Origin of the sequence: Paenibacillus sp. FSL H3-0469 (assembly GCF_038051945.1) — a bacterium.
Classification (GTDB): Bacteria; Bacillota; Bacilli; order Paenibacillales; family Paenibacillaceae; genus Paenibacillus_AQ.
On record NZ_CP150302.1, the window covers coordinates 757,241 to 769,426 of the forward strand.

At 49.3% G+C, this 12,186-nt stretch carries 11 protein-coding genes; 10 read left to right on the plus strand and 1 reads right to left on the minus strand.

Features of this window, described 5'->3' with window-relative positions; all coding sequences use genetic code 11:
- The first annotated feature begins 11 nt into the window (after positions 1–11).
- From NSS83_RS03135 to NSS83_RS03160, 6 genes are all read left to right on the plus strand, one after another.
- A complete protein-coding gene (locus NSS83_RS03135) occupies positions 12–1,565 on the plus strand; it encodes a glycoside hydrolase family 3 protein (RefSeq protein ID WP_341347640.1) in 1,554 nt (517 codons plus the stop codon).
- 200 nt (positions 1,566–1,765) lie between these two features.
- Positions 1,766–3,361 (plus strand): hypothetical protein, encoded by a 1,596-nt coding sequence (locus NSS83_RS03140; RefSeq protein ID WP_341185786.1) that lies wholly within the window; start codon positions 1,766–1,768, stop codon positions 3,359–3,361.
- A 137-nt stretch (positions 3,362–3,498) separates the two neighbouring features.
- A complete protein-coding gene (locus tag NSS83_RS03145; protein ID WP_341347641.1) occupies positions 3,499–5,361 on the plus strand; it encodes a beta-L-arabinofuranosidase domain-containing protein in 1,863 nt (620 codons plus the stop codon).
- Positions 5,362–5,537: 176 nt separating this feature from the next.
- Positions 5,538–6,098, plus strand: coding sequence for a TetR/AcrR family transcriptional regulator (locus NSS83_RS03150; RefSeq protein ID WP_341348705.1), 561 nt, complete (start codon positions 5,538–5,540; stop codon positions 6,096–6,098).
- 20 nt (positions 6,099–6,118) lie between these two features.
- Complete coding sequence (locus NSS83_RS03155; RefSeq protein ID WP_341185784.1) at positions 6,119–6,871, plus strand: (S)-benzoin forming benzil reductase; 753 nt, start codon at positions 6,119–6,121, stop codon at positions 6,869–6,871.
- A gap of 14 nt (positions 6,872–6,885) precedes the next feature.
- The gene (locus tag NSS83_RS03160) at positions 6,886–7,872 is read left to right on the plus strand and encodes a hypothetical protein (protein WP_341347642.1); all 987 of its coding nucleotides are present in this window, start codon (positions 6,886–6,888) and stop codon (positions 7,870–7,872) included.
- Positions 7,873–8,056: 184 nt separating this feature from the next.
- Here the strand turns inward: NSS83_RS03160 and NSS83_RS03165 are convergent, their stop codons facing one another.
- Positions 8,057–8,293 (minus strand): helix-turn-helix transcriptional regulator, encoded by a 237-nt coding sequence (locus NSS83_RS03165; RefSeq protein ID WP_340753554.1) that lies wholly within the window; start codon positions 8,291–8,293, stop codon positions 8,057–8,059.
- 235 nt (positions 8,294–8,528) lie between these two features.
- On the opposite strand from NSS83_RS03165, the gene NSS83_RS03170 reads away from it, so the two are divergent.
- The 4 genes from NSS83_RS03170 to NSS83_RS03185 all read left to right on the plus strand — a co-directional run bounded on the left by NSS83_RS03170 (position 8,529) and on the right by NSS83_RS03185 (position 12,141).
- Complete coding sequence (locus NSS83_RS03170) at positions 8,529–9,938, plus strand: transcriptional regulator (protein ID WP_341185782.1); 1,410 nt, start codon at positions 8,529–8,531, stop codon at positions 9,936–9,938.
- 331 nt (positions 9,939–10,269) lie between these two features.
- Positions 10,270–10,482 (plus strand): aspartyl-phosphate phosphatase Spo0E family protein, encoded by a 213-nt coding sequence (locus NSS83_RS03175; RefSeq protein ID WP_341185781.1) that lies wholly within the window; start codon positions 10,270–10,272, stop codon positions 10,480–10,482.
- On the plus strand, positions 10,457–11,134 hold the full coding sequence (locus NSS83_RS03180) for a response regulator transcription factor (RefSeq protein WP_341185780.1): 678 nt from the start codon (positions 10,457–10,459) through the stop codon (positions 11,132–11,134). The genes NSS83_RS03175 and NSS83_RS03180 overlap by 26 nt, the downstream gene beginning before the upstream one ends.
- Positions 11,131–12,141 carry a HAMP domain-containing sensor histidine kinase gene (locus NSS83_RS03185; protein ID WP_341185779.1) on the plus strand — a complete coding sequence of 337 codons (1,011 nt, stop codon included), beginning with the start codon at positions 11,131–11,133 and terminating at the stop codon, positions 12,139–12,141. The genes NSS83_RS03180 and NSS83_RS03185 overlap by 4 nt, the downstream gene beginning before the upstream one ends.
- Positions 12,142–12,186 lie beyond the last annotated feature (45 nt).

Here is a 12,186-nt window from a genome sequence, read left to right on the forward strand (position 1 = left end):
ATGGAGCAGTTATGCAGCTGAATAAAGTGAATACCCCGCAAGATCCGGCAGCCATGAATCTGGAGGACAAAATATCCCTGATGTGTGTGGTCGGAACCCCCTCCACAGCAGCGGAGCCGGAATTCCGTGAACGGATGTCCGGGAACCGCTTCGGCGGGATCGGCCTGTTCCCTCATAATGTTAAGGATGAGCAGCAGACGCTGAAGCTGATGGCGGAGGTTCAGTCCATTACCGGAGACTCGGGCCTTCCGCAGCCTTATTATGTATCAATCGATGAGGAGGGAGGTACGCTCTCCAAGTTCAAGACCTTTTATCCGTACATCCCTGGTAACCGTGCCGCCGGATTAAGCCCGGATGCCGAGACCGCTTATCTCCAGGGTAAAATCATCGGCAGCCAGCTCCACGCGCTCGGCATCCCGATGAACTGGGCACCGGTGCTGGATGTGAATACGAACATAGACAATCCAGTTGTAGGGGTGCGTTCCTTCGGCGAAGACCCTGAAGTAGTAGCCGCCTTCGGCAAGGCATATATCCGAGGAATGCATGAGGCAGGTGTAGCAGTCACGGCCAAGCATTTCCCCGGCCATGGACAAGTCAGCGGGGATTCCCACGTTGTCCTGCCAGAGTGCGAACTCACAATAGAGGAATTAATGAATGGACCGCTGCTGCCATTCATCGCTGCCATCGAAGCCGGGGCCGATTCAATCATGATGGGTCATCTGGTCTTTCCGGCTATTCCCGAGTCGCAAGGACTGCCTGCTTCACTCAGCCCGTTCTTCGCCGGAGAGCTGCTGCGCATGCGTCTGGGCTTCGAGGGTGTCATCTGCACGGATGACATTGAGATGGGCGCGATCAAGAAGAATTTCAACCCGGAAGATGTGGGAGTACTGGCTGTGCTGGCCGGCAACGATATGATTCTGATGTGTCATACGCCGGAATTCCAGGAGCGGGTCATCGCTGGTATCCGACAAGCTGTTCTGGACGGCGTCATCGCCGAGTCCAGAATTGACGAATCGATCAACCGTATCCTCCGCCTCTATGCGAAATTCCAGCAATATCAAGCGGCAGCACAGCCCATTCCGCGCGGGAGCTGGAAAGAGGCGGCCCTACAATACGCGCGACGCACGGTCAAGATCAGCCGTGACCCGCAGCAATTACTGCCGCTGTCTGCAGAACGCTCCTATCTGCTGATCTTGCCGCGGCAGGAGCAGCTCACCATCGCCGACAACTCCGGCGGCCAGACCATCGGCTTGGCCTCACTGCTGGAAGCGCAGGGCTTGCCCGTGCAGGTAGAATATTGCAGCATGAAGCCTGAAGCTGCTGAGATTGCGGGCTTATGCGCCAAGGCTGCCGGACATATCGTGATTCAGGGGACGCTGAATGCCCATCTGTTCCAGGGACAACTCGAACTTGCCGCGCAGCTAGCAGCGACGGGGCCCCTGCTGAACCTGGTGCTGCGCAACCCGTATGACGATGCTTACCTGCCGCAGAACGCCGGAAGCATCCTGCTGTGCTCAACCTCTGATTATTCGCTTCAGGCGCTGGCGGAAGTATTGAGCGGCTGAGCGTCCAAATGTTCACCGCAGTGACGATTACGCTTCAAGTTCGGATTTTATCCTATATAATTCTATCCAGAGCAGACTCTCATCATGAATGAGGTCTGCTCTCATTTGTGTTGATAGAGAAAAAAATAGTACTATGGTTAAAACATAGAATCCCAATTCCTGGAGGGAATACAACACGACACTGAAGGAGGAGACACAGGATGAATAGGAAACGCACTATCTCGATATTAAATCTTTTTTTTCTAATCCCAGTCATCATTCTAAGCTTCTACACCTGGAAAGACTACAGAAATTATCTAGCGAATGTGAAGGACTACTTCCCCGCCATGGAACAGATCTTTCTGCTGGATGGGGGCAAGCAAATGCTAGGCCTGTCCAAGGAAGAAACATTTGATGAGAAATACGACGTATATCTATGGGACACCGCAACCGCAGCGCTGATCCGGCAGACCACCATCCCCACCAGCTTCCAGAGCGAGCCGGGACCAGTCACCTATCAGCAGGATGGTATTCTCATCCCGATCTATACCAAAACCTCTGGACTGATGCTGAATCTCATCCGGCCCACAGGCGAGATCGAGGAGCTGTCGCAAGGTACGCTCCATATTCCGTTCTCCTTGAGTTCGAATGCGTTCTCCTGGCGGGGCAGATTGATTGCCGCCGGGAATGTCACGGACTCCGAATGGGTGATTGCCCAGGTGAAGGACGGCAAGCTGGAACGGGTGATCCTGGATAAGCAGAAGCTTCTCCCGGCCAGACCGGTCCGGATGTCTGAGTTGATAGGCAGCTTCCAGAATGAACTGTCGGTCCCATTATTCTCGGTCAGCTTGAAGGATAACCGTTCAGCCTTGGTCAGCGGAATTCTGGACAAGTCAGGCCAGCCTGCCGTGCTGGTGGGGCAGGAGGATGAAGCCTCATTCGCTCTGCAGGACCAGGCCAGCGCACAGTTCGCTAAGGTCTTTGGCTTCAATAACGCCAAGCTGGTCCGGGTGCATGACGATTATCCGGGCATTGCTGCCTTCTACAACAGAAACGAGAAGGAATGGGGAGCCGCTGTTCCAGTGCCGAATCCGGTCTATCAAGCCCGTGTCTTCCTGCTGAATGACGATGAGTTGCTAATTGCCGGATCTACGGCAGAGGATGAAGTCGAAGGGCAGGTTACCGGATATATTTTCAATGAACGGACCGGACAGTTTCAGGATGCCTCATCACTTCTGAAGCAGTTATCGTATGACCATATCAAGGATACGGACACCCGGTTCTATAAGCAATCAGGCAGCAGCACGCTATATTATAGCAGCGGCAAACTGGAAGTAGGGGTGGCCGATCTGGAGATCGGGAAGTCCAAGGTATACACCAATCAGGAGGTGGAAGGCTGGCTCATAACTGACAGCGATACCCGGGTCTCCCTGATAAGCTTCTGGAATTATGCCAAGCAGGGCGGAGGACTTATCATCAACTGGGCAGTATGGGTCGTGATTACCCTGGCTATGCTGCTGGGCTTTGCCATTATTCCACGGAAGCTGATGAATGCCAGAAGCAAACAGATCCAGTCAGGCCAGATCGTTCAGGGCCACATTAAGAGTATGCAGGAGACAGGTCTCTATGTTAACGAACAGCCGATGGTCCGCTTCGTGGTAGAGTTCGTGGATGAAGGCCGGCTCAAGGAGGTTGAGATTAAGCAAGTCATCTCCTTCCTAAGTCCGCTTAAGGTAGGTGATCCTGTCCGCATCAGCTACAACCGCAGGAAGCATAAAGCCGTGTTCATCACCGAAGAGGATCTGAGGCAGCAATGATTTTTCGCCCGAAGCGAACTTGACGCAATTAAGCTGTATGGATCAACTTTATATTCGTATCCATCATTGGATTAAGAGGCAGGCTTCTTTATAATTTCATTGTGCAATCAACGTCATTCCATGAAGGAGCTGCAGCAATGAGAGAATTGAAAGGCAAACAGGTCATTCTTCAAGATCATGATTTAAAACGCAGGGAAGAGGCCAACCGCCGGTATCTGATGAAACTGACAAATGACAATCTCTTGTTCAACTATAAAGTAGAAGCAGGAAGATATGACGGCAGGGATATTCCAGCGGATGCACACGGGGGGTGGGAGACGCCTGTCTGCCAGATCCGCGGACATTTCCTGGGACACTGGCTGTCTGCGGCAGCGATCCGGTATCATGAGACCGGGGATCTGGAAATCAAGGTGAAGGCTGACCTTATCCTGGACGAGCTGGCAGAATGCCAGAAGGACAACGGCGGACAATGGGCTGCACCGATTCCCGAGAAATATCTGCACTGGGTAGCTCAAGGCAAGGCAATTTGGGCGCCGCAATATAACATTCATAAGTTATTCATGGGACTTGTGGACATGCACCAGTTCACTAGCAGCGGCAAGGCGCTTGACATCGCCAATCGTTTTGCCGACTGGTTCGTCGACTGGAGCAGTACCTTCACCAGAGAGAAGTTCGATGACATCCTGGATATGGAGACAGGCGGTATGCTGGAGGCTTGGGCGGACCTGCTTCAGATTACAGGAGATACCAAGTATACGACCTTGCTTGAACGTTATTACCGCAGCAGATTGTTCCGTCCGTTATTGGAAAATAAGGACCCGCTGACTAACATGCATGCCAACACGACCATTCCTGAAGTACTTGGCTGTGCCAGAGCTTACGAGGTCACCGACGAGCAACGCTGGATGGATATCGTTACGGCCTACTGGAAATGTGCGGTCACTGAGCGGGGAATGCTGGCTACCGGCGGCAATACAGCGGGTGAAGTGTGGATGCCGAAGATGAAGATGAAGGCCCGTCTTGGAGACAAGAATCAGGAGCATTGTACCGTGTATAACATGATTCGTCTGGCTGAGTTCCTGTTCCGGCACACCTCGAATCCGGCTTACGCGCAGTATATCGAATATAATATGTACAACGGGATTATGGCGCAAGCTTATTACCAGGAGTATCATCTGACCGGCAATAAGCACAGCGACCCCGCAACCGGACTGCTCACCTACTTCTTGCCGATGAAGGCCGGGCTGCGTAAGGATTGGAGTACGGAGACGGATAGTTTCTTCTGCTGCCACGGAACGATGGTCCAGGCCAATGCGGCGCTGAACAGAGGCATCTATTATCAGGAGCAGGACGACCTTTATGTCTGCCAGTATTTCCGTTCGGAGCTGACCACCGAGATCCACGGAGAGAGCGTGCGGATTCAGCAATCCCAGGACCATATGAGCGGAAGCATGCTGAACTCCTCGAACACGGCAGGACAGCAGGAATTGAATGAGATTACTGCACTTCATGAGAACATGCCGGATTACAGAAAATATGACTTCACCGTTCATACCGGCTCTGCCAGCGAGTTTGCCGTCCATCTGCGGATTCCAGACTGGATCATGTCAGAAGCTGTGATCTATGTGAACGGCGAGCTGCACGGGAAGTCTGCGGATCACTCCGCCTTCTATACAATACTGCGGAACTGGCAGGACGGCGACCGGATCAGCATCATTCTGCCCGTAGGCATCCGCTTCATTCCTCTGCCCGACGATGAGCAGACCGGCGCGTTCCGCTATGGCCCGGAAGTGCTGGCCGGTATTACGGAGAATGAGCGGATTCTATACACTCCGTTAGCCGATGCAGCCGGTGAGATTATCATGGAGAACGAGCGGGAGTGGGGGAGCTGGCGTTACTTCTTCAAGACCACCCGTCAGGACCCGGGCATCCAGCTCAGAAGAATCCGTGATATCGGGTATGAGCCTTATCAGGTGTATTTCCCGGTGCGAAACGAATAGAGGTTAAAACGGCCACCTGCATCCTTGCAGGTGGTTATTTTATGCGCAAATATATTTTTAAACGATCGGTCGTTAAATTATTGACAGGTCATTAGACTATTCCTTATAATGACATTAATTCAATCGAAGGGAGCCTGAGCGTTATCAAGAAAAAAGAGATTACATCCAGTTACATCATCCAGGCCGCATTTGAGCTTTTTGCTGAGTGTGGCATAGAGAAAACGAGTTTGGGCTTGATTGCCAAAAAAGTGGGAATCACCAAATCCTCTATTTATTATCATTTTGCGACGAAAGAAGAGCTGATCAGCCGGACCTTTGAGCATATTTTCCGGGACCATCATTTTACGGCGTACTTTGACACCGAATCCGCGAATAAAGACAATTTTGCAGAAATCCTAATCAACGGTGGTTTAAACATGCTGCCTAGCGGCGAAGAAGAATATCGTTCCACTTTAAGGGTGCTCAGTGAGTTTGCGATGCTGGCTGAGCGGGATGAACAATTTAGAGCTCCATTCCTGAGCATCCAACAAGATTTTGTAACCGGTTTTGAGCAACTTCTGGCGAAGGGCGCTGAATTGGATCTTATTGCTTCTTTAACCATCGGGGTTAACGCAGCCATACTTGCCCTGCTTATAGATAATTTATCCAGATGTAAGATGATGAAGATGGACCTCGAGTATCAGATGATTTGGGAAGAGGCTGTCCGAAAAATAATTCTTCGTGAAGATAACCAGTAACTTACAGGGGGCAGATACACTTGAAACATATTATTATTACAGGAACATCCAGAGGAATCGGCGAATCCCTCGCTAATCAATTAATCAACCCGGCCCATCATCTGATATGCATATCCAGAACGGCTAACGAAGGACTTCTGGCGCGTGCGAAGGAACTGGATTGTCACCTGGATTATTTCAATTATGATTTAACGGATATCCGTGGTATCGAGCAGCTTTGTGAAGAAATATTCAGCAGAATTGAGCTTCGTTCAAACGATGAAGCCGTCTATCTGATCAATAATGCCGCTATGCTGACTCCTGTAAGCCCGATTGATCAGTTAGAGACAGAGCAAATCATAGAGAACCTCCACTTGAATCTGTTAGCACCGATGGTGATTACCTCCAACTTTTTACGGCTTACTAAGCATATGAATGTGGATAAAAGAATCCTGAATATTTCCTCAGCTTCTGCAAAGTACATACTACCCTCACAGAGCGCCTACAGTACTGCGAAAGCGGGTTTAGACTCTTTTACCAAATGTATAGACATAGAACAGAAGCTGGCTACCTATCCGGTAAAAGCAGCAGCAGTGTATCCCGGTATGATCGACACAAGCTTGCAATCGGAAATACGGTCCGTTCCTGCTGATCTGTTCCCCTATGTTAATGAATTCATTCAGCTATCAGAGGAAGGGAGACTGCAATCGCCGGAATACACAGCATCTAAATTAATTGAGATTCTTGTCAGTGAAGAGTTCGGAAAGAATGTTATTATTGAAACCATAGATTAATGTTGAGAGAGGTGATGAGCATCAGTCCCTCCAGAAAAGTAAGCAGCTTCAGCCAGCTTGACGATTTCATGCGATCCGGCGGGTATATGGAAATCCCGGAGAATCGTGTACGGACGCTTCAGGAGCTTATACTTGACTGTCAAGCCAGCTACAGAAGTGAGCACGGCCTCAGCTTGGAATTTGAGTTCCGGCAATGCAGTTTAACTTTAATCTGCACTACTAAAGGCTATTTCGGTTCGCAGCTTGACTTCAACCGCAGAGGACGGAAAGTTACGGGGGTTGACATGCACCTGTGGCAGAACTTCCCGAAATACCTGGCAGAGCTGGGGCTGACCACCGTCAACTGCACGCAGACCAGCAGGAGTATTAGAGCGCAGTTAAGCAACGGATTGACGGTCATTTTCAAACACTCTGCGGAACATAACGATTATCTGCTAGATCGGATCAGTAGCCGTTATAGCAATCAGAGACAACTGAACCGCATCATCGCTGAGCCAATGATCCTGAAGATGGAGAGCATGGGCTGTACGGTCAGCGAATACCTGAAGCAAGGCGGATTCTTCAAGCTGCCGGGGCAGAAGGAACACCCGTTCACGGAACTGCTCACGCTGTGCACCACCAAAGAAAGCCACAGCAGTATCACGGGCACTATATTGGGATTTCAGTTTAAGTGTTGGCTGCTGGAGATTTTTTATGATGAGGAGTTGCAGTTGACAGGCGAGAATATGAAATTCATCGGGGAACACGAAGGGGATGCGAAAGAGGAAGGGCAGCAGGATAACGAATTCCGCACGTGGGGGGATTTCCAGACGTTTGCCCGGCATAACGGCATTCAGATCATAGAGCAATGCCGCAGCCTCGATGTCATGATCGTGTTCCTGGATACGGGGGCCAACGTACATTTTAATTATTCCGAAGAGCTCGGGGATTATGTTGTCACTGTGTTAGAGGGTGACGGAGCGCGCTTACGCGACAGCTATAGGAGAGTCTATAAGGATTAATGCGTTGTATTGATAAAAGGTAAGTGGAAACGGCTTTGCCGTCCTTTTAAGGACGGTACCGTTTCAGCGAGAAATAGAAGGATAATTTATCATGTGAAACATATAAATTCTTATATTTTAAAGAAAAACCACCGTTGAAGGGCAATCCCTTATCCGGTGGTTTTTTGCAGACTGCCATGGAAATTCAATTGCCATTTTTTTGCGCATCTGCACGTTGATTTGAGTATTTCCATTCATCTACTTCACGGGGATCAACGCCAAACAAATGACTGATTAGAAGCGCCAATGTAACATTCGGGAGGACCACACCGTACTCAATATTCTGGTAGTTGCGCAAGGTGCATTTCATGGTGTCATTAATCTGATGTACGATGGATTCTTGGGTATACCCTGCGGCTTTACGTGCATCCTTTATCCTCAAAATGCAATATCTCCCTCAACTTTTCGGTATGTTTTTATGATAGGGGAGGAGACCTGTTAATTTAACGCTTTATAATACACGAAATATATTGCGTATATTGTTTTTAGGTATATAATAATAGATGTAAACGGATGAAATAGTAAAATATCCCTTTATACTGACCGCCGTTGATTCAGCCTTAGTATCAACTATACGTATGCTTTTAATCCTATTTTATGGAAGGAGGTATATTGGTTTGGGATCGGTAAATTCTATCCGCGAAGAACTGCTCGCGTATATGAATAGCAATCAAATGATACATTCCCATTTTGCGGAGCTATCGGGCCTCAATTCAGGTACGCTCAGCCGGATCTTAAAAGGTAAACATCCAATCTCCATGGCACAGCTTGCGGCGATTACTGCTGGAATGAAGCTGCCGGAGGACTATTTTTTTGAAGACTACATAGAGGAATGCTTTTCTTTTGTAGTCTCCATGCGGCGGATACGGCCCTTTATTTTCCGCTCAGCTGAATTAGATCGTCTGGATTGCCTTGAACAGGTTGTGAACCGTCTGCTGGAGGATTTGTCTTATGCCTCTTTACTGTTTGAATTCGCTGAACTTTTGAATAGAGACAATAAACACCAAGCTGCAAAGATTCTGTATCGGGGTGTGAGCGAAGCCGAGAAGTACCAGCATTCCGAACGGTTAGCGTTATGCCAGTACCGGATATTTCGGATTGAAATAGAAGAACAGCACGATCTGGAGGAGAAATTACGCGCAGCTGCTCAATTTGAGTTGTACGTAAACCGCTTAGACGCAGCCGATCAGCTCGATGCAATGCAACAGCTTATGCATATTTATGGTCTGGTACACAAGTGGAAGAGAGTGGACGAACTCGCTAAGGAAATGCACCGGGTTGCATCCGCTCAATATGAACTGGAAAACCGCCGTACAGACACTATAGAAGAAGGGTTGAAGCGTCCTGAGCGTCCTTTCTACTATTATATCCTGTATGCATACTTAGGCAGAGCTACAGCCAGCGAAGCGTGCGGTGATTTCGGGCGGGCCTTATCCTTTGTACAGCTGTATGCAAATGCCGGGCGCTGGGTACAGGAGAACGATGATCAGTCCCGGCAGATCATTGCACAATTTACGGAATGGGCCGTTGCGAACACCTATCTGTACCGGTTAATGTCCGGAGAATTGGAAGTAATACATGAGTATGCAGACTTTATAGCGCTTCAAGAGAATGAAATATTTGTGGCAGTGCGTTATATCGTTCAAGCGGCGAATGTATTCAAGCTTAATGTCGACAGCATCTTAGAGAGGTTCGCGCCATACATACACTATCCATCCAACAAGACAGAGTCCGGCGGTTACAAGCAGGCCATTCTGCAAGAGAGCTATGCGCAATTCCTCATCGAGCTGGCCATCTATCTTTTCAATCACAACAAGAGTAAGGAGCAGGCATTGAACACTATATTGAATGGCTTGGAAATATCTATTGCCATGAACAGCAGCCGAAATATGCTTGCTTGTATGACACTTTTTGAGGAATATAGGGATTTCGCAGATCAGGAACTGCAGGAAAGGTTCAAAAATCTATCAAGTGAGGTGTATCAGCTCCATGCGAAAAAAGATCTTATTCATCTTGACGCTCTGTAGTGTTTCGATTGTTATTTCGACGACGTTAACCTTGGTGACTACGATGGGACATGGCTGGGGAACTTAATCATTTTCACAAAAATATACAAGGGTGCTCCTGACATCTCGGGGGCGCCTTTTTTATATGTTCCGGGGTCCCCGCAAAGTATCTGATTCTACATCGGGGCAAGCTCCACTTTGTGGGGTTGTTTTATATGTTCCGGGGTCCCCGCAAAGTATCTGATTGACCATCGAAGCTAAAACCTCACTTTGTGGGGTTATTTGTGCAATCAAATAGATATCCTATTATCTGTCATAAAAGCCTAAGATAGCATAAAGGGAGGTTTCTATAGTGAACAGAAATATGCTCGTGCAGGTCCGTATTGAACGCGCCCGGAACCGGCTTCATATTCTGGCGGAGAAACATCATGATCTTCAGCATCCTGCGGTCCTTAAGCAATCCATGGTATTGGATGAATTGATTAACCAGTATAATATGAAGGGAGAGCAGCAGAGATTAATAGAGAGCAGGAAATCACTTGAGAACAAGCATACTTTATATTGAAGATAATGAGAAGATCGGCACTTGGGTAAAAGAGGAGCTGGAGCAGCGGGGATATTCGGTCCAGTGGCTGCTATCTGGTGAAGGTGCCGAGGCTGAGGTCACACAGGTTGATGTCGTTATTCTGGATATCATGTTACCAGGGTTAGATGGATTCACGATAGGCAAAAGGTTAAAAAAAGCGGCACCTGCCATCCCTGTACTGCTGTTGACCGCCCGGACCTCTGTCGACGATAAGGTGGAGGGCTTACAATTCGCGGATGACTATGTCACTAAGCCCTTCCATACCGATGAATTGGTGGCCAGGCTGGAGGTGCTAATCCGCCGGAGCGGCGGAGTCTCCCCGGACCGTATTACACTGGGCACTCATATTGAAGTGGATATGAAGCTCCAGACTCTGTATGACAAGCGCACAGGAGAAGAGATTATATTGACAGGGAAGCAGCATCAGATCCTGATGTATTTCCTGCGCCATCCGAATCAGGTTCTGCCGAAGGAACAGCTCTATGAAGCTGTCTGGGAGGAAGCCTATATTCCTGGCGACAAGACCTTACTGGTACATCTCCACCGGCTTCGGCAGAAGCTGGAGCGTGACCCGGAGACCCCGGAGATTATTGAGACGCTGAAGGGAATCGGCTACCGGGTGAAGCTATGAAGCAGCCCCGTTCCTTGTTCCGGCATTTTCTGAAGCTGCACTTTCTGTTCATCCTTCTTCCGCCCCTAGTGCTGATTGTCTTATCATCGTTCTTCGGGACTTCCGGGCCAGAAGCAAGGTTCAATACGCTGAATCTGTTTTACATTACATTACTTATGTTCACTGGTATCATTGTGGCGTTCGTTGTTCTATCCTGGCTGTTCTTCTGGAGACTCCGCAAACGTCTGACCCGCTTACAGGAAGCTATGTCCGCTACTCCCGCTGCTACCGATTCATGGCCTGAGCCTGTCCTGATTCAAAAGGACCGTATGGATGAAATAGACCAGTTAGGCGGTTCCTTCAACCGGATGATCCGGCAGCTGGAAGACAGCCGCAGGCGGGAGCAGGAAGAGGCCGGGCTGCGGCAACGCCTCATTGCCAACATGTCCCATGATATACGGACACCGCTGACCATCATGAGGGGACATGTCACCCGGCTGAACAATGAACCTATGAGTCCAGAAGGACAGAGCTCCTTAGCCGAGATCGACCAGACTATTACCCGGACCGGCGAGCTGATGGATGATTTGCTCTCGTACACCTTGCTTACCTCTGGAAAATTCCCCTTCGAGCCTGCACCCACAGATATGGGCCGTCTGGTAAGAGCCTCGGTTGCTGCATGGTATCCGGTATTTGAAGAACATGGCATTGAGGTTGATGTTGATCTGCCCGCAGAAGAAAGCTTCCACTGGACAGCAGATCCCAAATGGATGACCCGGGTGCTCGATAATCTGTTTCAGAATATCATTCGCCATGCAGCGGACGGGAAATATGCTTACATCGGCGTGGATGTGCAGCAGGAACGGATTCTTGTCGCTGATCGAGGCTTAGGGATGGATCACTCCGCATACGGTGGCGGGGCAGGAATAGGGCTGTCAACTGTACAATACATGCTGAATACAATGAATCTGAAGGCTGAATTCAACTCAAGCGGGCAGGGGACAAGGGTAGTCATTAGCAGAATGTAACCTGAAGTTAACCCGGAAGTAAACGGCCTGCCCACCGGGGTGTAA

Excerpts from the sequence above, each read along its gene's own strand:
- NSS83_RS03135 (WP_341347640.1), top strand. The coding sequence starts at position 12 with ATGCAGCTGAATAAAGTGAATACCCCGCAAGATCCGGCAGCCATGAAT.
- NSS83_RS03140 (WP_341185786.1), top strand. The coding sequence starts at position 1,766 with ATGAATAGGAAACGCACTATCTCGATATTAAATCTTTTTTTTCTAATC.
- NSS83_RS03145 (WP_341347641.1), top strand. The coding sequence starts at position 3,499 with ATGAGAGAATTGAAAGGCAAACAGGTCATTCTTCAAGATCATGATTTA.
- NSS83_RS03160 (WP_341347642.1), top strand. The coding sequence starts at position 6,886 with ATGAGCATCAGTCCCTCCAGAAAAGTAAGCAGCTTCAGCCAGCTTGAC.
- NSS83_RS03185 (WP_341185779.1), top strand. The coding sequence starts at position 11,131 with ATGAAGCAGCCCCGTTCCTTGTTCCGGCATTTTCTGAAGCTGCACTTT.